The sequence below is a fragment of the Polaribacter sp. Hel1_33_78 genome (assembly GCF_900106075.1).
Taxonomy (GTDB): domain Bacteria; phylum Bacteroidota; class Bacteroidia; order Flavobacteriales; family Flavobacteriaceae; genus Polaribacter.
This window is the reverse complement of the sequence record NZ_LT629794.1, coordinates 1-21957: the sequence shown is the minus strand read 5'-3', so window position 1 is coordinate 21957 and position 21957 is coordinate 1. Positions and strand designations below refer to the sequence as shown.

Below are 21957 nucleotides of genomic sequence, written 5' to 3'. Positions count from 1 at the left end.
TATACTATAAAGAATGAAAGATTTGTAATTAATATATCAGTTGATGGAATTTGGTTTCTTTGTTGATTGATGTATTAATTTAAATTATTGATTTTGATACCGATTAGAAACAATCGTTAATTTATAGTTATATAAATTGGTACATGGTCACTCTTATCAATATAATTGTCATATTCACCAATTGTAACTTTAACAACTCTATCCAATAAGTTCTTAGATAAAAAACAATAATCTATATGAAAAGGTTTTTCCTTATTATGAGTGTGGTAATAAGTTGGTATTGATTCTTTACCCTGTTCTTCATTAAAGAAGTTATGATAGGAACTGAATATTTTCATTTCTTCTAAATCATCTATAACTTTCTTATGAACTTTATCTATCCTAAAAGGGTTATCCCAAATTAGATTACTATTAAAATCCCCACAGATTATTATGTTTTTAAAATTTAAGAAGGGTTTATAAACTTCCATTGAAAGTTTAAATTGTCTTATGTAATTAATATGGTTCTTTTTCTTGGGTCCAATTTTCTGAGTCCAGACTCCAATTAGATTATATGTTTCACTATTATTTGATATGATAAGAGGAAGTACATATTTAAAATCTTCATTATAGTTTTTATAAAGAGTTATTTTAAAATTGTTAAAAGTAAAAACTCCTAATCCTTTATTTTGGTTTTCTCCAATCCAATAAGAATCCGTAGGAGGATTTTTGAATAACTTAAAATTTATCTTATCCAAAGATTCACATTCAGGAATTACTAAAATATCAGGATTAAAAAATTCAATATCTGAATATTTTTTTCTAAAATTTTGTTTACAATTCCATGTTATTACTCTCATGTTTTAATTTACCAGACTTTCTTTTTACCAACATTCAGAGGTTTTAATCTTCCTCCTTTTTTCTTTTCTCTTTCTTTCTGAGGAGGTGTGTAATGTGGAGATTTTTTATATAAATCATAAAGAATTTCAATTCCTTTCAATTTATATTTTTTATCATAGAACCTATCTAAATTCCCATCTTTCTTTAAAATACCTAACATCTTCTTCTTAACAACATCACAAACATAAGATTCAATTTTGGATATGATGATTTCTTTATGTTCATCACCCTCGTAATTCTTAGGGTTTAATGAATTATAATATCCTACTGGTCCATCCTCATATCTATTATTCTTATTGTAATGAGGAACATTATCTTCTAATAAATCTAAGTGATACGATACATCACCAACGGTACCGATATATATATATTTTCTCTTACCACCAATTGAGACCCACATACCCCATTGAGGGTTAAAATCATCACCATCCAAGAATATTGAAAAAGAAGGTAGGAACTTTTTATGATACTTAATCATTTTATTAAATCCCTTAGTTCTATCCTTTTTCATATTCCTCAAATCTTCTTTGAGTTTTCCAATCTTTACTAATTCAGATTCAATTTTCTTTTCCCTTTTACTGATATTACTCAGTAATCGTTCATACTCTAACTTTTCCTCTCTTTCCTTTTTTGGAATGAAATAAAAATCATCTCCGATTTTATTGATTCTCCACTTGTCTTCCATATTTCCAAATTTAAGAATTTTAGAATAATAATAAAATTACTAACACTAAGAATAAAATTAGTGTGTAAGTAATCTCTCGAGTAATTTAAGGAGAGTAATTAAGGGGTTAAAATTCTCCACCTATTAAAAGTGAGAATTAATAAAAATTACCAACACTGAAAATAAAATTAGTGTGTAAGTAAAACATCGACTAACTATAGTATTGTTAGTGAGGGAAATGAGATTTGAAACCTCAATAAATAAAAGAGAATCAAAAATTAATTAATAACAAAACCGATGGAGTGAAATGGGATAACATCACAAATTAAATTATGAGTAAAGTAAAAACAAATGAGTTGTTGAATGAAGTTTCAAATCACATCATTACGAAAATGGGTTTTAATGTAGAGTATGATGGTTGTAGTGATTCAGATGGAAAGTATTTGGTAAATACATTGAATCCTAATTATTGGGATGAAAATGGAGAACCAAAAGAAAAAGAGAGAAGAGTTATTCATCACATCACTTTTTCAGTTCATAAACATTACAATAAAGAACAATTTATCATTTGGGATAAAAGAGTTAATCAACCCTTTTTCAATTCTGATTTTTGTGATTATGAAGGTTCATTTGGAAGGTATGTTTTCACTAATAAAGAAGATTTCTATAAACATATTGAATCGGATTATGGGATGGATGAAATTGAAGAATGGTGGTTGAAAAAAATCACTAACACTAAAAATCAAATTAGTGTGTAAGTGAATTGAGTACTAAATATATAGATGTAAAAGGGGTTAACGGTTTCTCCTCCCTAATATAATAAGTGAGAACCAACTGATAAAAGTTATATAAATTAAATCAAAATGGAAAAACAATTAGAAAATAAAGTTTCCAAACAAATGGAAGAAAACAACAAAAAGTTTAACAAATTAATTGATTCACTATTACAAAGGGATGTGGTGAATAATCCTAACCAACCTCAAAACGGAAACAAAGTGTTAAAGGGTACTTCAAATAACGATGAAAGAAAGTATTTCAAATATGGAACGAACTTCTCTTTCAAAAATTACAAACACCTTATGGTTGTTGGTAGTGATGTAGATGATGAAATCCAATATATCATTAAAGTTACTCCTCATTTTGGAATCAATAATAGTATTCTGAGTTTGAATGGGATAATAACTGATAAGGAATCAGATAGTGTTATTCAATATATAGATGAAATAGGAAAGGGAATTCCCATTGGTAGAGATTTGTGGAGTGTAATAAATCATTATGTGAAAAGACCAAAACCTTCTGAGTTAAAGGAACTCATAAATAGTGATATTGAAAAATTGGTTGAGAGTGGAGTGAAGTTAAAATTTGATTTTCAACCTAACTACGAAAATTACAAAGTTTATTTTGGTGAAAAAGAGATAAAACTTTGGGATAAGTTAATTGAAGAGTATTTTAAAACAAATAAAATTAAGAGATATGAGTAATAAAATAAGATTAAGAGAATCGGTTAATTCCCCATTAGGGAAAATCAAAGAAAACACTACCTACACAAAAACCTATTTAGATGAGAGTGGTATGTTTAGATATGGAATAGTTCAAAAAAGAAACTATTGGACAAATGAGGTTTTATGTCAGTTTATGTTCTATGAGAACTTAGGTGAAAGAATTGAAGTTTCATTAGATAAGAATCTCAGTTTAGATAAATGTATTCAAAGGTTAGAACTAATTAAAAATTAAGAGTTATGATTTTTGTTACTTCATATTCATAATTTGGAAACTCCCTCATCAGTAATGGTGGGGGTTTTTCTTTGTAGTGAGGTTGTAAGAACCAATAAGAATCAGATTGATAGATTATTTTATTTGAAATGATTAGTATGTAAAGTTTGTTTGTTCTTATTTCCTTTAAAATCAATTATTATTTCACAAAATCTACGAAGTGAATTAAGTTCATCTTCACTAATGTTATATTTTTTAATTATTCTTTTTGTTTCCATATTAGGTTTAATTAATTCCAGTTGAATTAGGTATTGTTAACCCTCCGATATAATTTCCATCACTCAAGTGATGAAATGGAGAACACTCACCTCTATCAATTAATTCTTTCAGAGTAATAGTTCCATAACTATCTCTGATTTTTTTATTTAATTTTTTCTTTTTACTCATTACACAATAATTAAATCTTGTTTCAAATGATTTCTACACTTTGTAATTGTTTTAGGAGAACAATTCAACCTTCCAATAATATCTCTATTAGATTTTCCCATTTTGAGAAGTTTCATAATGGATTTGGTTTGAGGTTTATTTAACCAAACAACAGTATCTTCTTTACTTCCTAACTTCCTTCCTAACTTTCCACCCTTCATTACATAATTTTTCCTACCCATCTCTGTAACCTCTAAGATTCTCTCTCTTTCCATTTCATAAACTGATGAAAGGATAGAAGTAACAATATTCCACATAGGGTTTTTATCACCATTAGGAGTATGAGATTCAATACCAATGTTTCTGATTTTTATTACCACACCCTTTTCCAAAAAGAAATCCAATGTATTAATTGAATCTTTCAGAGTTCTACCACACCTACTCAAATCCTCAAAAACAATTTTCTCAACCTTACTCTCATTTACCAGTTCAATAAGTTGAAAACCTCCTTCTCTCTTTTTGAAAGGTATTTTACCACTAACTCCAAAATCGTTTATAGTTAAATCGTATTTGTTCTTATCTAACTCAAACCTTCCTCCCTTTTGATTGATAGTTGATGTTCTATTGTACTTAATTACCATTTTATTCATAATAGTGATTCCTTTTAATTTCAACACTTAAATGTATTAAAAACCTATGATATATCCAAATAAAGTGAACCCTATTTATTTATAAATTAAAGGGAAGTAGAAGGGGGGTTTCTTGTAACTGAGAGAAATACTTTTTTATAAAATAGAGGTCTTACTCGTTATTTTATCGGAGTCATTTTTTTTTACTGGAGAAGATTGATAGAGTAATGAATTCTCTTTAAGAATTTTGGTCAGTATTGAAAAGTAAACTTGAGTTAAAAATTTTAAGTTCAATATTTTCACCAAATAAAGATTTTACTTTGTTAATTTTTTCATTTGTAGGTTTATTTAATCCATAATAAACTCTTTTTTTAGAATCATTTATAACATCTAATATGTGTTTATCAAATTCACTTAAAGAATGACCAAATATGACCAAAGATTTAAGTTTATTAAATTCTTTAAAACAAAACCTTAAGTATTTATTCCCATTTATTTTATTTAATTTATGTTCAGAGTTTCCCTCAGTTATGATTAAAGGGAGATAGTTATTATTTAAGTTTTCTTCAATTTGTGAAACTATTCTTTGACCTTGTGAATGTCTTACTTTGTACACATTATCTTCATTACTGAACAACATTATGTTTCCGTGTAAATAATAAATGTGATGTCTATGTATTTCATTGTTTTCATTATCAAATTTCAAATAATTTCCATCATTAGAGAAGTTGTCAGAATGATTTATCAACCCATTTTTAGATTGTACCATTAAATAATATAGATTTAAATCATAATTTGTAGTGAAAATATTTCCAAACTTTTTTAATTGATTACCAAATAAGGTTCCTGATTCGGTTTTAAAGAAATTCCAATCTGGTTGAATTTTTGTTATTGTCTCGATAAAACTTTTTTTTAGTTTTTCTTCTACTTTTTTAATTTTTTCAACGTCAATAGTTAATATTTTACAGATTTCAATACTCGATTGGATTTTAAACAATATTTCTTCTATATTTTTATTATTGTTATCATTTAAAATAGTTGTCATTTCGTCTTCATACTCATTTTTTATCTCATCAATTAAATTAGTATAATTAAAAGTTGGATTGTTTAAAACACTAAACCCATTACCCAATAACAAAGGTTTCCCCCATAACTCCTCTAGATTTTTAAATAAATCCATACTTAAATATTGTTACTTCCTTATATCTTTATTGTAATCTTTATACATCCCCTCTAATATCATTGGGAAGACTTTAGGGTTCATTATCTTCTTATAAAAATCTAATCTATCTCCGTAGTATTCAGAAACCTCTCCACCAAATTCCTTTTTGAACCAATCTTTTTTATCACTCTCTGAATTATCACCCATCATAACAGAAACCAAATCATCATTATTCTTTAATCTTTCGGTTACCTGTTTCAAATCAACTTTATCCTCCTCAGATAACTCTATTCCATAAACTTCATTAATCCGTTGAATAATATGAGATAAAAGGTCTAATTCTGGTTCATCAATACCACCACCTGTTCCACCAGACATTGGTTCGATTTCTCCACCTTTATCTTCTAATGATAAACGAGATTCTCCCATCATTTGAATTCTTAAAGAACCTAAATCAACTGAATCTATTATACTAATTTTTTCAGTAATTCCTTTTGGTAGTTTCTTGTTTAAGAATCGAAGGAATACATATAGTTTCTCCCAATTTACTTCTGTAAAATTGATGATTTGAGAGATGTAAGAATACAATCGAATGAAAGATTGAATTTTAGATTTAAACTCTTCTTTTTGTTCATCATTTTCTAAATTCTTAAAGTTATCTACAACCTCATCAATGATAGGGTGTAAACGTTCATCTGTTTCCGTATCTTTATAAAACTCTTTACAAAACCTATCAATATGGTCATCTGAAAAGATGGTAAACGATTCTATTTCGTTTTGTAAATCATATAGTTTATCAGGTTCTGTTTCCCCTGTTAGAACGGTTGATGTATAAAATGGTTGAAATGATTCTACTATCTTTTCCGTATCATTTACAAAATCTAAAACAAACGTATCTGTTTTACCACTCTTCGTTCTGTTTAATCTTGAAAGGGTTTGTACACATTGAACTCCACTCAATTTCTTATCTACATACATAGAGTGAATCAATGGTTCATCAAATCCTGTTTGAAACTTATTGGATACAATTAAGATTCTAAATCGTGGGTCTTTCAAACCACTTGGAATGTTTGAACCTTCTAATCCGTTTTCTTTATTTAGAGATACTTCTGTATACTCCTTATGGTCCCCTTTTAAATGAACTACACCACTAAACCCTACTAAACAAGAATATGAAAGTCCTCTCTCTTTCATTTGACGTACCATTTCTTTATGGAAAAGAACACAATGTTTACGAGAACGAACTACCACCATTCCTCTTCCTCTTCCGTTTATTTTTTTGGAAGTTGATGAAGTAAAATGATTAAGAATAATATTAACCTTTTGATTAATGGTCTCATCATGAGAATCTACATAATCAACAAGTTGTTTCATAACCTGTCCTTCAGGTAATTCCTTATCCTCTGTGTCCGTTTGTTTTACCTTAAAATATCTTTTATAAGTTGTATAATGTTCTAATACATCTAAAGTGAATCCCTCGTGAATAGATTGTTTCATGGAGTAAGAATGGAAGGGTTCAAACCCATCATTTTCATTCTTTCTACCAAAGAGTTCTAATGTTTTATTTTTAGGAGTTCCTGTGAAACCAAAGAAAGATATATGAGGTTGTTTTCCTCTAGATTCAATTTCTTTACGAATCATTTCTTCATAATCTACCTCTCCATCCTCATTTTCAATAACATCTCCTGAAAGTGATTTCTTTAGGTGTTTAGAGGTTTCTCCACTCTGAGATGAATGTACTTCATCAATCACTACTCCAAAGGTTTGTCCTTTTAGTTGTGAAATGGTTTCAGAGATAAAAGGAAACTTCTGAATTGTAGTTACAATGATATCTTTTCCTTTTTCTAAAAACTCTTTTAATTGTTTTGAGTTAATATCTACTGGGTTCACCACCCCATCAGTTTGTTGTAAATCTTTAACAGTCTTTTTTAACTGACTATCTAATACCTTTCTATCTGTAATTACCAATATGGTATCAAACATTCGTTTGGTATCTTCTTTGGTTTTATACAATGAGGTTAGGGTATGTGATAACCAACCAATACTAAATGATTTACCTGAACCTGTGGTATGTTGAATTAGGTAATTGTTTCCAACACCTTCTTCTTTTACACTACTCCTTACTTTACGAATAACATCTAATTGGTGGTAACGAGGGAATATAAGAATCTCTTCCTTTTCTAAAGTTACTTTTTTCAGTTTATCATTCCACTCCTTTTTAGATTCTACGGATACCAATACAAAGTTCTCTATGATATCTAAAAGTGAATTAGGAAGTAAGATTTCATTCCATAAATACTCAGAACGAAAATCATCTTTTACAGATGGGTTTTCTATCCCCTTATTGTAAGGTAAGAACCTTGTTTTGTTACCACTCAATCGAGTAGTCATAGATACTTTATCGTTATCTACACAGAAATGTACCAAACACCTTTTAAACTGTAATAGGGGTTCTCCTATTGGGTTTCTATCGTATTTGTATTGGTTCTCTGAGTTCTTTATGTTTTGTCCTGTGAGTTGGTTTTTCAACTCCATTGTAATAATTGGTATTCCGTTTAAGAACAATACCAAATCAATAGAATTCTCATTTTTATTAGAATAGTGAAGTTGACGAACTGATACAAAACGATTCTTTTCAAATTTAGATTGATGTTCAGGATTCAAACCACTCTTTGGTTCAAAATATACCATATCAAAAGAACATCCTCTTGTACTAATTCCTTTTCTAAGAACATCAATAATCCCTCTTTTAGAGATTTGGTCATTTACAATCTTACTCAGTTGTTTATCTGTTGAAGTATCAAATTGTTTGTATAGTTTATCATATTCTTCCTTTTGAGTAGATTTAATAAACTCTATGAGTTCTTCTTGAAGTTGACATTGGTTTCTATCGTACTCCGTATATAAACGAGAAGTATACCCATGTTGAATTAAGGTTTGTTCTATATGTTTTTCGAAACGTTCTTCGTTTGGTTTTCTCATACGGTTTGGGAGTTTAAAATCAATGAATTATCTTCTTCACATACTCTTATTTTACCTGTTACTACTTCTGATATTAAAGATTGACGATATTCTTTTAGAGTATCTATTTTCTTTTGTTCTAATTGGATGAGGGTATCAATTTCTTCTGTTTGTTTATCTAAATACTCAACGATTTGTTGTTGTTCTTTAAGAGAGGGTAAATAGATTTTAATATTTGATATTTGTTCTGTAGATATATTTGGTTGACCACTTCCTTTTAGTTGTTGTTTGAATTCTTCAAAAAAGTAAAACGTCCTAACTAAAAAGAATAAAAATCTTTTTACTAAAGTATCTACATCAGGTCTAAATACACTATTTCTTTGATTCAAAAGAGTTAAATGTTCTTCCTGATAAAAACATACTTTAATTCCTGTGGAGATTATAGGTCTTGTTAAAACAAAAATTAAATCTCCTTTTAATACTCTAAATCCTTCAAAATCGTCATAATAGTTTTTTGGTAAAAATGATAAATCTTCCCAAGAAACACCATTGTTTTGAATGTTAGAAATTTTAATAACTCTTACCTCACCTTCATTTTGAAAATCATTACTGTCAAATGAGTAACCACTAAAAAAATTACCATGATATTTTAACTTTGAAGTATTCCAATGACTTGGAATCTCACCAATCCATTCCACTCCAGAATCTTTCATCTCCACATTGGGATTAACACCTTTGGTTACAACATGGTTAATGAGTGAGGTTCTTTTCTCTTTAAGGAGTTCTATCTTCTTTTCTTTTTGTTGGATAAGAGAATATATCTTTTGGGTTTTATCATCCAAAAAGGATACGATTTGTTGTTGTTCGAATATTGGAGGAACAATTAATGGTATTCCCCCCATCATATTATTCATTAACTTTGGGTTTATGTCAATACGAACGTATGGTTTTGTTACAAGGTTTAAATAGAAACACAAATACTTAAGTTCAAAAAGAATGTTCCGTTTACTTAACATTCCACAAACATTAGTTGTGTTAAACTTCCCATTTCTGTGAAAACATGTACCAGTATTTGCTCCATCTGTTGTCCATGTCACATATTCTCCATCGAAATCATATGTGTTAATTTTTCCTAATTCACCATTATTTGTTGTTTGAGAACTATAAACTGGAAAATCACCTTTATTCTCGAAAATTTCAACTTTAGATATAACTCTTCCTCTTCCAATATTAAAATGTCTACTAACTAAAGAAATTTTCCAATGAACAGGAATATCTCCAATCCATGTTTCAGGTACGTTTTTATAGTATTGGTATCTATTCATTTATAATTTCTTTAAAGATTCCTTCACTCTCTTTTTCTAACTCCAATAAATCAGAGGTAATATCTCCTAAACTACGTAATGGTTTGTACTGATAAAAATACTTTGTAAAGTTGATTTCATAACCCACTTTATCCTTCTCTCTATCCATCCAACTATGAGGTAAATGTGGTTCTACTTCTCTGTTAAAATATTCTTCAATATCTTCGGTAAGAGGTATTCTCTCACTATCTCTTAATTTAGTGTTTGGTTTTGGATTTCCTTTTGTATCCTTAACAACCTTATCGTTTTTTATAGTTGGTTGTTCTATGGTTACTTTGGTATATCCAAAAAACTCATTGTCAAAAATCTTAGAGAATTCATTTTCTTCAAAGTTGTGATACGTTTGAATAAGTGATTCTGTTTGGTCTTTGGATATTTTCTTTCGTTTACTTCCTAATGATTTTTTCATCGGTTTGTAAAAAGTAGAACCATCAATTAATTGAACCTTTCCTTTTCGTTGAGATTTCTTTTTATTGGTTACAATCCATATATACGTTGATATTCCTGTATTAAAGAACAATTGGTCTGGTAATGAAACTACACATTCCAACATATCATTTTCAATAATCCATTTACGTATTTCAGATTCACCACTTCCACCATCACCAGTAAAAAGAGGAGAACCATTGAATACAATTCCTATACGAGAACCTTCCTCTTTCATCTTAGAAATAAGATGTTGTAGGAATAATAAAGAACCATCAGAAACTCTTGGAGTTCCTACACTAAATCTTCCATAAGGGTTTTTAGATTCTTCTTCCACAAACTCTTTCTCAGATTTCCAACTTACCCCAAATGGAGGATTGGTTATCATATAATCAAACTTTCTACCTTCAAAATGGTCTTCAGATAAAGAAGAACCTAACTTTACATTGTCAGGGTCTTCACCTGAAATCAACATATCAGATTTACAAATAGAATAGGTGTGTGGGTTTAATTCTTGTCCTTGAAGGTTTAAACGAACCTTATTATCAATGTTTTCCTCAATCCATTCCTTACCAATCGTTAACATACCACCTGTACCACAACAAGGGTCAAAAATAGAACGGATAATTCCATCTCCTTTTAAGTGTTCTTCACTTTCAGAAAAAACCATAGAAACTAAAAGTTTAACCACATCACGAGGGGTGTAGTGTTCTCCCGAAGTTTCGTTAGACATCTCTGAAAACTTACGAAGAAGTTCCTCAAAGACTTGTCCCATTGTATGATTATCTACCTTATTAGGGTGTAAATCTATCTCAGTAAACTTATCTATTAAAAGATATAGTTTGTTGTTCTTAAGGAGTTTTTCAACTGGTTTTTCTAATTGGAAATTTTCTAAAATCTCAAATACATTTTGAGAGAAACCACTTATATAGTTAGGGAAGTTAACCTTCAATCCATTTGGGTCTCCCTTCAATCTTTGTAAATCGTAGTTAGAGTGATTAAAGAATTTTAATCCTGTTTGTTTTTTTATAATTGGGGTTGGGTCAACCTCATCTTTCAACTCATTGTAGAGTTCAATAATTTCATCTTTCTTTGGTTCAATAACACAATCCAATCTTCTAAGTACTAAGAAAGGAAGGATTACATCTCCGTATTCGTGTTGTTTAAATAATCCTCTAAGTACATCGTCACAAACGTTCCATACAAAAGAAGAAATTTCATTATGGTTATTCATCGTATTTTTTTAAGGGACAATATAGTCAATTTAGGGTGTTTTAAAGACCCTTTTTTTTGAATTAATTGTATGAAATATAAGAATTTTGGAGTTGTAGTTGTAAAGAATGAAAGGTGGGATAGTGTAAACTCATTAACCCATTATTTTCCTTACCTCTTCTAAATAAACTTCTTTTGGGAGTAATCCACTATCAAAAAGAGATTTGTATTTGGTTAATTGTTCTTCATTCTGTTATCTTTTATTAAGTTTTAAAAATTTTAAGGAGTAAGATTATATTTTAACACACATTATATTTACATTTGGTTAAATTAAACTGTGTCAACCTTACCCTTATGGAGAAAATAGGATTATTATATAGAGTTAGTTCAAAACCTCAAGAAACAGACGGTAGTTCTCTTGATATCCAAAAGGAACTTGGAAGAAAAATATCCGAAATATTAGGATTAAAACATCAAGAATTTGATGAAGGGGTTCAAAGTTCTTTTAAGGTTGAAATAAACCATCGTCCAAAATTAGTCGAGTTGTTGGATGAGATTCAAAAACCTAATGGGATAAGAAAAGTTTGGGTATTTAATACAGATAGGTTGGGTAGGTATTCTCAATCTTGGTACTCTATTCTAAAAGTGTTTATCGATTATGGGGTTCAAATTTATATTGGAGATTCAACGAAACCATATGACTTAAATAACTCACCTGATAAATTAATGATAGGAGTACTTTCTTTAATATCACAATATGATAATGAGTTGAGAAGGATGAGAAGTATTATGGGAAAACGAAACTCCCTTCGAAGTGGAAACACCTATCTAGGTTCAACCATACCTTTTGGATATACTGTAAAAAACAAAAAACTTAAAGAAAATTTAAAAGAGAGTTTCCATCTAAAAAAGATATTCACGATGTACAACCAGGGTAAAAGTACAATGGATATTAAAATGTATCTTGATAAGATACCAGATATTAAACCTCGGAGAACCAAATTAGGATGGAATTTAGGGACACTTCAAAAAATGATGAGGAACACAATTTATATTGGAAAACAAGTATGGAAATGGGAGGAAAAACTTCCAAATGGAGATATAACTACTGTTGATGAGATAACGATTGATACCCCTCAACTTATTGAAAAAGATTTATGGGATAGTGTAAATCAAAAAATGAATCTCCATCTTCAAAAAAGAAAAAAGAATATTCCTACCGACCATATTCTTGGTGGAACTATTGTATGTGATGAATGTGGGTTGAGTTTATCTTATAGAAAAAGAGGAAATTCTCAACAGTACTACGGTAGGTGTTCAGAATACAGTTGGAAACATAATGAAGATTACCTTAACGATAAAAAGAAAAATTACAATAAAACAAATTGTAAAATGAAGAGGAGTTTGAATATCATAGAGACTGATGAAAAACTCCTAAACAAGATTACAGAGATTATTACTAAATCATCGATTGTTAGAGAGAAGTACAAAATAAAAGATTTATCTCCAAAATGGGATTCAGAGTCTAAGAACTCCAAAAGATTGGGTAGTATTGGAACAAAATTACGAAACAAAAGAAGAGAATTAGAGAGTTTAGAAGATGAACAAATACAGATAGAGTATGATGTTAGAACTAAAAAAATAAGTGAATCAGTTGGTGATAAACTTCGAGAGAAATTTAAAATATCTATTGAAATAGTTGAGGAGGAGATGGATTTAATCACAAAAGAGGAGAGATTAATTTCTGAATCAAAAGGATGGGTTAATTGGATTTCAAAAATGGAGAAAGATGTAAAAAAAGTACAGAACCTATCGTTAGAAGAAAAAAGAGGTTTCATAAATCGTAATGTTCAGAATATTCAAGTTTTCTTTGATGAGAAATCGAAAGAACACGATATTACTATCAATTTCAGATTACCAATTGTAGGTGATAAATTGATTTATAATAATAAAGGTAATATAGATGAAACTGGGTTTAAGGATTATAAAATAATAGATGGGGATAGGAAAGTAAACTTCAGGTTCAAAAAACCAACACAAATAAGAACTAAGTTAAATAAAGAAGTTCGTAAAGGTTTAAATGAAAGAATAATTCAACTTAAAGAAGTAGAGTTTTTATCATTACAAAATATATGTGATAAATTAAATAAGGAAAGGTTATTAACCCCGACAGGAAAGAAGTGGGATAAACCAAAACTCTCATCTTACTACCGAACACTTAAAGGAAAAGTACTAAAAAAGGTTTAAGGAGTAAGAGTAATTGTCACAACGAATTAAACCATTACAGTAGAGTAAACTCATAGTAGCTTTAATTGAAAATATAGGAGAGGTGATTTTTACGTGTATCGTAGAAATCACCTCTCTCTTGTTTTGGGTTCTTCCGGTATCAAAGAAACAAGAAGAAAATCATGAAGTCATAAAAGATACGAGAATGTATTGTTTTACAGTCCATGTTATACATGATTATTTACGTTTTGACGTCTTTATACCATAACAGATATAGAGTTTTTCTTTACAACAAATTTTGGAGTACTTTATAAAATGAACACAAAGATGGCTTCACTAAAAAATTATAATTGCGACTTATTATACAGATTAGCGAAAATTATAATGACCATTTTGATCTAATTAAAAACCCAGCTTTTAAGCTGGATTTTTTTATTACCTAACTTCAAATGTTATCGGTATACTATAACTTACGCCTACTGGAGTGCCTCTTTGTTTACCTGGTTTCATTTGTGGTAAAGAACCAATAACTTTAGCTACTTCTTTCTCTAAAACTGGGTGAGGTCCTCTTGATCTTACATTGATGACCTTTCCGGTTTTACTAATTGTAAAAACTACAAATAATCTTTTTTTACCCGGTAGTAGGCCTAATTCAGTCGCTAAATCTAAATTAAATTGTCTCCCAAAGTGTCCTGTTACTTTTTTAGTAAAACAAGCTTTAAGTTCTTTGTTATTTCCTTTGCATCCAGGAAAAACAGGTACGTCTTCAATTAAAATAAAAGGAATGTCTTCGATAAACTCTTCTGCTTCTTCAACTTCTTCAATATCCTCAGTATTTACAACAATAGCCTCACCTTCATCAGTTTCTGTAGATTCTATAATGGTTTCTTCTATTTTTAAATCGTCTTCGACAATTTTGATTTTCTCTATTGTAGGGGGAGGTATATTTTGTTTTGGAGGTTCTACTTTTTGAATTTCAATAATTGGAATTTCTTCCTTCATTTCATCAACCATATTTACGATGCCTAAGTGTGATGAATTATTTTTTTCAAATGTTTTATGCTCCATTGACACGTAAGTGATAAATAGCGAAAGTACTAAACCTATTTGCATAAAAATTTTACTATAATTTTCTAACTGTTGTTTTGGGTTTTTTTTAATTTGCATCTTTTAACTCTTTAATGTTTCTAAAAAATATAAAACGACTATTATGAATAACAGTCTATTGTTAAATGAACGGAATTAAACCGATAAAAACAGAGTCACTTAACAGATATAAAATTAGACAGTAAAAGAGAATTAAAACATGATTTTCCTCATACTTTATCATGCACTTTTGTTGGTGTATGATCGTTCCAAAGAGTAAGGATATCTGTGGCTACAGAAGCACCACTTCCTGCAGCAATTGCAAATTGACTTCGTAAACCAGCGATTGTACCGCAGCAATACAACCCTTTTTGTATGAGATGATTTTCATTATTTAATTGAATTCTATCTTTTTCTGGGTTTGCTTTTTTGTGAGGAATAATATATTTGTTTAAACCATTTATGGAAAAGGGTTTTGAGTAGTTTAATGCAATGACTATAATTTTCGATTGATAGCTGTTCTTAGTTGTTTCTATAGTATAAATGCCATCAATTTTTCTTATTGACAAAACTTTTTCGTTATTAATATGAGAAACATGAGGATATAAAGTTGTTAATTGCTCTTTACCTTCAATTAAAATATCTTTTCCTAATGTTTTTGGAGCCAGACCTAAAACATTATTAAACAAGGCATTTTCTAAATGAGAAGCTCTTTGGTGCATTATAATTCCTATTTTTTTATGAGCAGCAAAATGCTTGTTTTTTGCAGAGCCTAAAATGAGTGCACACTGCATTCCGGAAACTCCTCCGCCAATTATTAATGCATCAAAAATCATTTTATATAAATAGCATTTTTATGTTTTGAGTAAAAAGTTTTACAGAGATAGCTAAGAGAATTACGCCAAAAATTTTACGAATTATCTGAATTCCAGAAGGACCAATTAAACGTTCTATTTTAGACGATGTTTTTAAAACGATGTATAAGAAAATTACATTTAAAATTACAGCTACAATAATGTTTTCTATGGCAAATTCTGCCCTTAAAGAAAGTAACGTTGTTAAACTTCCTGGACCCGCAATTAAAGGAAAAGCTAGAGGGAATACGGTGGCAGTTATGGAGGAAGAATTACCATCTTCCTTATATAAAGTAATGCCTAAAATCATTTCTAAAGCGATAAAAAATAAAATAAAAGCACCAGCAACAGCAAAAGAATTTACATCAATACCAATTAAACCTAATAAGCTTTGACCAAGAAACAAGAATACAATCATAATGAAACCTGCAATAAGTGATGCTTTTTCAGACTGTATATGTCCTGATTTTTTTCGTAAATCAATAATAATAGGAATGTTACCAATGATATCTATAACAGCAAATAATACCATAAACGCAGTTATAATTTCTTTTAGGTTAAATTTCATAATCTATAAGTTTAATTTATTGCAAAATTAGAAAACTTACTTTATGAATTTGTAAAAAATTAAAAAAAATAGTCATATTTTTGTTCGCATGTTTCAACTAGGAAAAACAATCGTTTCAGAAGATATTATCGAAAAAGATTTCGTGTGTAATTTAGCCGCCTGCAAAGGTGCTTGTTGTGTAAATGGTGACGCTGGAGCTCCATTAGAAAAAGAAGAAGCTAAAATATTAGAAGAAATTTATCCAAAAGTAAAACCTTTTTTAAGAAAAGAGGGAATTGAGGTTATTGAAAAAGAAGGAGCTTGGGTTACAAGTGAATGGGGAGAATTAGAAACACCTTTGATTAATGGGGCAGATTGTGCTTATGTAATTTTTGATGAAAAGAATACAGCCTTGTGCGCTATCGAAGAAGCGCATAATCAAGGAGAAATTGATTGGAAGAAGCCAGTTTCTTGTCATTTATATCCAATAAGAGTTAAAGATTATAGTGAGTTTTCTGCAGTAAATTATGATAAATGGGAAATTTGTGATGACGCTTGTTCTTTAGGCAAAGAATTTCAAGTGCCAGTATACAAGTTTGTAAAACAAGCCTTAGTTAGAAAGTTTGGTCAAAATTGGTATGATGAATTAGAAAAAGTGGCGGAAAAAACATTTAAAATAAAGCACCTATATAGCAAAGTTTTCTAGAATATTATACAAGGATTACAAAGTAAAAAACCAGTAAAGGTTAGATATAAATTGTATTTTTCTTTCTGGGTAGATTAAAATTTAAACCCAACTTTATGCTGGGTTTTTTTTATTACGTATTTTTGGTAGTATGAAAATTAATCAATTTTTAGATGCTACTTATTTAAAGACAGCAACTCAAGCAAGTATTACAGAAGAAGATAATCAACAAAAAGTAGTTGATTTGATAAATGAAGCCATTTTGTACAATTATAAATTAGTAATGATTCGTTCAAAATATATTTCATTAGCAAAAAAAATGTTTTTAGAATCAAAAGCTGACTTTTTAATAGGAACTGTAATCGATTTTCCGGAAGGGAACTCATCTACTGAAATTAAATTAAAAGAAGCCCAAAAAGCGATTGATTTAGGTGCAGATGAATTGGATTTTGTTGTCAATTATACCGCTTTTAAAGAAGGTAAAATTGCGATGATAAAAGAGCAAGTTTTAAAAGCGACTAAACTTTGTATTGAAAACAATAAAGTTGCAAAATGGATCATAGAAGTAGCTGCCTTGACGAGAGAAGAAATTATTGTAATTTCACAACTAATAAAGGAGGTTGTTCTCGAAAATTTTGATGAAGCTGCTGTTAAAAAAGTGTTTGTTAAATCATCAACAGGATTTTTTAAAACTCAAGACAACACGCCAAATGGTGCTACTTTTGAAACTATGAAACTAATTTCTGAAAATGCAAAACCATTGCAAATAAAGGCTGCAGGAGGCGTGAGGGATTATGGAACGGCATTAAAAATGATTTCTATAGGAGTTGATAGAATAGGAACTTCATCATCTAAAGAGATTTGTACTAAAGAGAAAAGTCACAAGACAGGATATTAATACTTTATGGATTATTTTGCACACGAAACGGCAGTTATAGATGATAATTGTATTATAGGGAAAGGGACAAAAATTTGGCATTTTAGTCATATTATGTCTAATTGTAGTATTGGCGAATCTTGTAATCTCGGTCAAAACGTTGTGGTTTCTCCTGAAGTTATTTTAGGTAAAAATGTAAAAGTGCAAAACAACGTTTCTATTTATACGGGTGTTATTTGTGAAGATGATGTTTTTTTAGGGCCTTCCATGGTTTTTACAAATGTTATAAATCCAAGAAGTGCTATTATTAGAAAAAATGAATATTTAAAAACAATTGTAAAAAAAGGAGCGAGTATTGGCGCAAATGCAACCATTGTTTGTGGTAATGATATTGGCGAATTTGCTTTTATTGGAGCGGGAGCAGTTGTAACAAAAGAAATTTTACCATATGCCTTGGTGGTTGGGAATCCATCAAAACAAATAGGCTGGGTGGGGGAGTTTGGCCATAGATTAGAATTTAATAAACAGGGTTTTGCAACGTGTAAAGAAAGTGGGCAAGAGTATCAATTGAAGGATAATAGTGTTATAAAAGTAAAGTGAAAATAGATTAAAAGGTGTTTTAAACTCATTCGAACTATGAAGCTACAAAACCAGATGCTGTCAATTAATAGTATCTGGTTTTCTACTTTATTTAAAGTGTCTTTTTTTAAGGTGCAGGATTCGGAATTGCTGCATGAACAGCTTCAATTTCTTTTAAAGTTTCATCAGATAATTCAACATAAATAGAATTGATATTCTCTTTTAATTGACTCATTTTTGTAGCGCCAATGATATTACTGGTTACAAATGGTAGCTGATTTATATAAGCTAAAGATAATTCAGTAAGTGTTAAATTATTCTTTTTGGCGATTTCTAAATATTTTAGAACCGCAGCTTCTGAGCCTTTATTTCTGTATCTAGCAATAAACCTGGGAAACAAAGTTCCTCTTGCGCCTTCAGGTAAATTTCCATCTATATACTTCCCTGATAAAACACCTTGTGCTAAAGGTGAATAAGCTAATAAACCTATGTTTTCTCTCATTGAAACTTCAGACATACCAACTTCATATCCTCTGTGAATTAAAGAATATGAATTCTGAATGGTTACAGGTTTTGGTAAATTATATTGTTCTGATGCTTGTAAATATTTCATAGTTCCCCATGGAGTTTCGTTCGACAAACCGATATGTTTTATTTTGCCTTGTTTTATAAAATCACTTAAAGTTTCTAAAATTTCTAAATGATTTTCTGCTTCTTTACTAGCTGTTTTATAAGGATAATCTCTAACTCCAAAACAGTTTACTCCTCTAGAAGGCCAGTGCAATTGATATAAATCCATATAATCTGTTTGTAAACGTTTGAGGCTATTTTCAATTGCTTCCGTAATGCCTTTTTTACTAAAGCCATTTTTTCTAATATGTGCTGTATAATCCCCGCTCCAGCAATTTTGAAGCCAAAACTACCTTATCTCTATTTCCTGTTTTTTTTAGCCAATTACCGATAATTCTTTCAGTATCGCCATACGTTTCTGCATTTGCGGGTACAGGATATAATTCGGCGGCATCTATAAAATTCACACCTTTTTCTAAAGCATAATTCATTTGCTCATGTGCTTCTGCTTCTGTATTTTGGTTTCCCCAAGTCATGGTTCCTAAACAAATTTTAGAAAACTTTTGTCTCTGTGTTTGGTAACGTTGTATATTCATTTTGATGTTTAATTTTTTTAGAATAACAAAAATAAGGCTTATTTAACACTAATTATAGGCATAAAAAAAAGTTCTCATTTTGAGAACTTTTTTAACATATGTTTTAAGCGTTTTTATTTCAAAATTGCTTCAATTCCTGGTAAAGATTTACCCTCTAACATTTCTAGCATTGCTCCACCACCCGTAGAAACATAACTTACTTTGTCTGCAAAACCAAATTGTTTCACAGCTGCAACAGAATCTCCACCACCAACTAAAGAAAATGCTCCATTTTTAGTTGCTTTATCAATTGAATGACCAAGTGCAATCGTACCTGCAGCAAAAGAGTCCATTTCAAAAACACCTAAAGGGCCGTTCCATAAAATAGTTTACATTGGTTTGCAATTATATCAAAAATTTCTCTAGATTTTGGTCCAGCATCAACTCCTTCCCAGCCATCTGGTATTTTGTTAATATCACAAACTTGCGTATTTGCATCATTGCTAAAATCATCAGCAGCAACAACATCAACAGGAATGTGAATTTGAACATTTTTAGCTTTTGCTTGTTTTAAAATGTCAAGTGCTAACTCCATTTTGTCATCTTCACAAATTGAGTTACCAATTTTTCCGCCTTGTGCTTTAATAAATGTAAAACTCATTCCACCACCAATAATCAAGTGATCTACTTTATCTAAAATATTTTCAATTACCGTAATTTTTGAAGACACTTTTGCCCCTCCTAGAATTGCTAAAACTGGTTTTTCTGAATTATTTAATACCTTATCGATACTTTCAATTTCTCTCGCTAATAAGTTTCCAAAGCATTTATTATCTCCAAAAAATTGTGCAATAATTGTGGTTGATGCATGCGCTCTGTGTGCAGTTCCGAAGGCATCGTTTACATAAATATCTCCTAGTTTAGACAATTTTTCTGCAAAAGCAACATCTCCTTTTTTCTCTTCATCGTAAAAACGAAGATTTTCTAGTAATAAAATTTCTCCATTTTCTAAATTAGCAACAGCTTCTTCAGCTTTTTCACCGATACAATCTTCAACAAACTTTACGTTAACCTAAAATTTCTTTTACTTTTGCAACAATATGTTTCAAAGAAAACTCTTCTTGCTTGCCTTTTGGACGACCTAAATGTGACATTAAAACGCAGCTTCCTCCATCTTCTAAAACCTTTATAATGGTAGATTTAGCAGCTTCAATTCTAGTAGTATCTGTAACTTCGAATTGATTATTTAAAGCACATTAAAATCTACACGGATAATTGCTTTTTTATTTTGGAAATTAAAATCTTTCAGTGTTTTCATTTTTGTTGATGTATTTTTAACAAAAATACTTTTTTATTTACGGTTACTAAAATTGAAAACTCAAAAATTAAGATAACGTTTGCGTAAATTTATCTGTTATATTTGCATATGCTTTTCAAACAAATTATAGGCCAAGAACACATTAAGAAACATTTGCAAAAGTCTGCTGAGAATGGCAGAGTTCCGCATGCACAGCTGTTTATAGGCAAAGAAGGTTGTGGTTCGCTGCCAATGGCAATTGCCTATGCACAATTTTTATTGTGTAATTTTTCCGAAGATGCAGGAGCATGTAATATAAAATGCAACAAACTCCAACATCCAGATTTACATTTTGCATTTCCTGTAACTACAAACGATTCGGTAAAAAAACATGCTGTAAGTGATTTGTTTTTAGAAGATTGGCGAGATTTTATTGCAACACAACCTTACGGTAGCTTATTTAATTGGTTACAACATATAGGTGTAGAAAATAAGCAAGGTTTAATTGGAGTTGACGAATCTGAAGCTGTTGTTAAAAAGTTAAAGCTTAAAAAGTTATGAGGGTGGCTTTAAAGTAATGATAATTTGGATGGCAGAAAAAATGAATATTGCTGCTGCCAACAAATTATTAAAACTGATTGAAGAACCACCACAAAAAACTGTTTTTTTATTGATTACAGAAAATGAAGAACAGATTATAAACACTATAAAATCGCGCTGCCAAGCATTGCATTTTCCTGCTTTGAGTGAACAAGATATCGCAAATGCTTTGATTTTAAAGAATCAAGTTGCGGACAACCAAGCGACAAAAATTGCACATCAAGCAGAAGGAAATTATATCAAAGCATTGCATTTATTACAAAATGACTCTTCTGATTTAGTTTTTGAAGAATGGTTTATTGCCTGGATAAGAACTGCTTTTAGGGCTAAAGGAAATGCTTCAGTGGTGCAGCAACTAATTTCTTGGTCTGATACCATTGCAAAAACTGGAAGAGAAACCCAAAAACGTTTTTTAGACTATTGTTTACAATTCTTTAGACAAGCACTATTGATGAACTACAAGTCTGATCAGTTGGTTTTTATGGAATCAAAATCAGGTTTTGATTTGTCTAAATTTGCGCCTTTTGTGCATTCAGGAAATATTCTAGAAATAGAAAAAGAATTAAATGATGCCATGTATCATATTGAAAGAAATGGGAATGCAAAGATTATTTTATTAGATCTT

The 21957-nt window shown here is 29.9% G+C and carries 18 protein-coding genes and 3 pseudogenes; 8 read left to right on the top strand and 13 right to left on the bottom strand.

Annotation, left to right across the window (positions count from 1 at the left end; genetic code table 11):
• Nucleotides 1–116: 116 nt before the first annotated feature.
• Nucleotides 117–839 (bottom strand): endonuclease/exonuclease/phosphatase family protein, encoded by a 723-nt coding sequence (locus tag BLT88_RS00105; RefSeq protein WP_091952164.1) that lies wholly within the window; start codon nucleotides 837–839, stop codon nucleotides 117–119.
• Nucleotides 840–847: 8 nt separating this feature from the next.
• Nucleotides 848–1564 carry a hypothetical protein gene (locus tag BLT88_RS00100; RefSeq protein ID WP_091952163.1) on the bottom strand — a complete coding sequence of 239 codons (717 nt, stop codon included), beginning with the start codon at nucleotides 1562–1564 and terminating at the stop codon, nucleotides 848–850.
• 311 nt (nucleotides 1565–1875) lie between these two features.
• Here BLT88_RS00100 and BLT88_RS00095 point away from each other — a divergent pair, with 311 nt between their 5' ends.
• The 3 genes from BLT88_RS00095 (at nucleotide 1876) to BLT88_RS00085 (ending at nucleotide 3277) form a co-directional block, all read left to right on the top strand.
• Nucleotides 1876–2301: a hypothetical protein gene (locus BLT88_RS00095; protein ID WP_157691094.1), complete on the top strand. Its 426-nt coding sequence runs from the start codon at nucleotides 1876–1878 to the stop codon at nucleotides 2299–2301.
• Nucleotides 2302–2406: 105 nt separating this feature from the next.
• Nucleotides 2407–3024, top strand: coding sequence for a hypothetical protein (locus BLT88_RS00090; RefSeq protein ID WP_091952161.1), 618 nt, complete (start codon nucleotides 2407–2409; stop codon nucleotides 3022–3024).
• Nucleotides 3017–3277 carry a hypothetical protein gene (locus tag BLT88_RS00085; RefSeq protein WP_157691092.1) on the top strand — a complete coding sequence of 87 codons (261 nt, stop codon included), beginning with the start codon at nucleotides 3017–3019 and terminating at the stop codon, nucleotides 3275–3277. The genes BLT88_RS00090 and BLT88_RS00085 overlap by 8 nt, the downstream gene beginning before the upstream one ends.
• Nucleotides 3278–3541: 264 nt before the next feature.
• On the opposite strand, the gene BLT88_RS14100 is transcribed toward BLT88_RS00085, so the two are convergent.
• From BLT88_RS14100 to BLT88_RS00055, 6 genes are all read right to left on the bottom strand, one after another.
• Nucleotides 3542–3703 carry a hypothetical protein gene (locus BLT88_RS14100; protein WP_157691090.1) on the bottom strand — a complete coding sequence of 54 codons (162 nt, stop codon included), beginning with the start codon at nucleotides 3701–3703 and terminating at the stop codon, nucleotides 3542–3544.
• Nucleotides 3703–4332 (bottom strand): recombinase family protein, encoded by a 630-nt coding sequence (locus BLT88_RS00075; RefSeq protein ID WP_157691088.1) that lies wholly within the window; start codon nucleotides 4330–4332, stop codon nucleotides 3703–3705. Before BLT88_RS00075 ends, BLT88_RS14100 begins: the two co-directional genes overlap by 1 nt.
• Nucleotides 4333–4549: 217 nt before the next feature.
• A complete protein-coding gene (locus BLT88_RS00070) occupies nucleotides 4550–5491 on the bottom strand; it encodes a DUF4917 family protein (protein WP_091952157.1) in 942 nt (313 codons plus the stop codon).
• Nucleotides 5492–5503: 12 nt separating this feature from the next.
• Nucleotides 5504–8455 carry a type I restriction endonuclease subunit R gene (locus BLT88_RS00065; protein ID WP_091952156.1) on the bottom strand — a complete coding sequence of 984 codons (2952 nt, stop codon included), beginning with the start codon at nucleotides 8453–8455 and terminating at the stop codon, nucleotides 5504–5506.
• Nucleotides 8452–9759, bottom strand: a complete 1308-nt coding sequence (locus BLT88_RS00060) for a restriction endonuclease subunit S (RefSeq protein WP_091952155.1) — start codon at nucleotides 9757–9759, stop codon at nucleotides 8452–8454. Before BLT88_RS00060 ends, BLT88_RS00065 begins: the two co-directional genes overlap by 4 nt.
• A complete protein-coding gene (locus tag BLT88_RS00055) occupies nucleotides 9752–11458 on the bottom strand; it encodes a class I SAM-dependent DNA methyltransferase (protein WP_091952154.1) in 1707 nt (568 codons plus the stop codon). The genes BLT88_RS00060 and BLT88_RS00055 overlap by 8 nt, the downstream gene beginning before the upstream one ends.
• A 332-nt stretch (nucleotides 11459–11790) precedes the next feature.
• Between BLT88_RS00055 and BLT88_RS00050 the strand changes: the two genes are divergently transcribed.
• Complete coding sequence (locus BLT88_RS00050) at nucleotides 11791–13683, top strand: recombinase family protein (protein ID WP_091952153.1); 1893 nt, start codon at nucleotides 11791–11793, stop codon at nucleotides 13681–13683.
• A gap of 414 nt (nucleotides 13684–14097) precedes the next feature.
• Here the strand turns inward: BLT88_RS00050 and BLT88_RS00045 are convergent, their stop codons facing one another.
• The 3 genes from BLT88_RS00045 to BLT88_RS00035 form a co-directional block, all read right to left on the bottom strand.
• A complete protein-coding gene (locus BLT88_RS00045) occupies nucleotides 14098–14829 on the bottom strand; it encodes an energy transducer TonB (RefSeq protein ID WP_091952152.1) in 732 nt (243 codons plus the stop codon).
• 149 nt (nucleotides 14830–14978) lie between these two features.
• Nucleotides 14979–15584, bottom strand: a complete 606-nt coding sequence (locus tag BLT88_RS00040) for an NAD(P)/FAD-dependent oxidoreductase (protein WP_091952151.1) — start codon at nucleotides 15582–15584, stop codon at nucleotides 14979–14981.
• A gap of 1 nt (nucleotide 15585) precedes the next feature.
• Nucleotides 15586–16170, bottom strand: coding sequence for a MarC family protein (locus BLT88_RS00035; RefSeq protein WP_036784771.1), 585 nt, complete (start codon nucleotides 16168–16170; stop codon nucleotides 15586–15588).
• Between the two features lie 88 nt (nucleotides 16171–16258).
• On the opposite strand from BLT88_RS00035, the gene BLT88_RS00030 reads away from it, so the two are divergent.
• The 3 genes from BLT88_RS00030 to BLT88_RS00020 all read left to right on the top strand — a co-directional run bounded on the left by BLT88_RS00030 (nucleotide 16259) and on the right by BLT88_RS00020 (nucleotide 18311).
• Nucleotides 16259–16855, top strand: coding sequence for a DUF3109 family protein (locus BLT88_RS00030; protein ID WP_091952150.1), 597 nt, complete (start codon nucleotides 16259–16261; stop codon nucleotides 16853–16855).
• Nucleotides 16856–16985: 130 nt separating this feature from the next.
• Nucleotides 16986–17732 (top strand): deoxyribose-phosphate aldolase, encoded by a 747-nt coding sequence (gene deoC, locus BLT88_RS00025; protein ID WP_091952149.1) that lies wholly within the window; start codon nucleotides 16986–16988, stop codon nucleotides 17730–17732.
• 6 nt (nucleotides 17733–17738) lie between these two features.
• The gene (locus BLT88_RS00020) at nucleotides 17739–18311 is read left to right on the top strand and encodes an acyltransferase (RefSeq protein ID WP_036784779.1); all 573 of its coding nucleotides are present in this window, start codon (nucleotides 17739–17741) and stop codon (nucleotides 18309–18311) included.
• Between the two features lie 106 nt (nucleotides 18312–18417).
• Here BLT88_RS00020 and BLT88_RS00015 read toward each other — a convergent pair.
• Both BLT88_RS00015 and pgk read right to left on the bottom strand, forming a co-directional pair.
• Nucleotides 18418–19469, bottom strand: a pseudogene (locus tag BLT88_RS00015) (aldo/keto reductase).
• A gap of 100 nt (nucleotides 19470–19569) precedes the next feature.
• A pseudogene (pgk, locus tag BLT88_RS00010) lies at nucleotides 19570–20753 on the bottom strand (phosphoglycerate kinase).
• A gap of 108 nt (nucleotides 20754–20861) precedes the next feature.
• Here pgk and BLT88_RS00005 point away from each other — a divergent pair.
• Nucleotides 20862–21957, top strand: a pseudogene (locus BLT88_RS00005) (ATP-binding protein); the annotation flags it as partial.

Coding starts and splice junctions, on each gene's coding strand:
- BLT88_RS00055 (WP_091952154.1), bottom strand. CDS start 11,458: ATGAATAACCATAATGAAATTTCTTCTTTTGTATGGAACGTTTGTGAC.
- BLT88_RS00105 (WP_091952164.1), bottom strand. CDS start 839: ATGAGAGTAATAACATGGAATTGTAAACAAAATTTTAGAAAAAAATAT.
- BLT88_RS00065 (WP_091952156.1), bottom strand. CDS start 8,455: ATGAGAAAACCAAACGAAGAACGTTTCGAAAAACATATAGAACAAACC.
- BLT88_RS00035 (WP_036784771.1), bottom strand. CDS start 16,170: ATGAAATTTAACCTAAAAGAAATTATAACTGCGTTTATGGTATTATTT.
- BLT88_RS00030 (WP_091952150.1), top strand. CDS start 16,259: ATGTTTCAACTAGGAAAAACAATCGTTTCAGAAGATATTATCGAAAAA.
- BLT88_RS00070 (WP_091952157.1), bottom strand. CDS start 5,491: ATGGATTTATTTAAAAATCTAGAGGAGTTATGGGGGAAACCTTTGTTA.
- BLT88_RS00050 (WP_091952153.1), top strand. CDS start 11,791: ATGGAGAAAATAGGATTATTATATAGAGTTAGTTCAAAACCTCAAGAA.
- BLT88_RS00100 (WP_091952163.1), bottom strand. CDS start 1,564: ATGGAAGACAAGTGGAGAATCAATAAAATCGGAGATGATTTTTATTTC.
- BLT88_RS00085 (WP_157691092.1), top strand. CDS start 3,017: ATGAGTAATAAAATAAGATTAAGAGAATCGGTTAATTCCCCATTAGGG.
- BLT88_RS00040 (WP_091952151.1), bottom strand. CDS start 15,584: ATGATTTTTGATGCATTAATAATTGGCGGAGGAGTTTCCGGAATGCAG.
- BLT88_RS00090 (WP_091952161.1), top strand. CDS start 2,407: ATGGAAAAACAATTAGAAAATAAAGTTTCCAAACAAATGGAAGAAAAC.
- BLT88_RS00045 (WP_091952152.1), bottom strand. CDS start 14,829: ATGCAAATTAAAAAAAACCCAAAACAACAGTTAGAAAATTATAGTAAA.
- BLT88_RS00075 (WP_157691088.1), bottom strand. CDS start 4,332: ATGAATAAAATGGTAATTAAGTACAATAGAACATCAACTATCAATCAA.
- deoC (WP_091952149.1), top strand. CDS start 16,986: ATGAAAATTAATCAATTTTTAGATGCTACTTATTTAAAGACAGCAACT.
- BLT88_RS00095 (WP_157691094.1), top strand. CDS start 1,876: ATGAGTAAAGTAAAAACAAATGAGTTGTTGAATGAAGTTTCAAATCAC.
- BLT88_RS00020 (WP_036784779.1), top strand. CDS start 17,739: ATGGATTATTTTGCACACGAAACGGCAGTTATAGATGATAATTGTATT.
- BLT88_RS14100 (WP_157691090.1), bottom strand. CDS start 3,703: ATGAGTAAAAAGAAAAAATTAAATAAAAAAATCAGAGATAGTTATGGA.
- BLT88_RS00060 (WP_091952155.1), bottom strand. CDS start 9,759: ATGAATAGATACCAATACTATAAAAACGTACCTGAAACATGGATTGGA.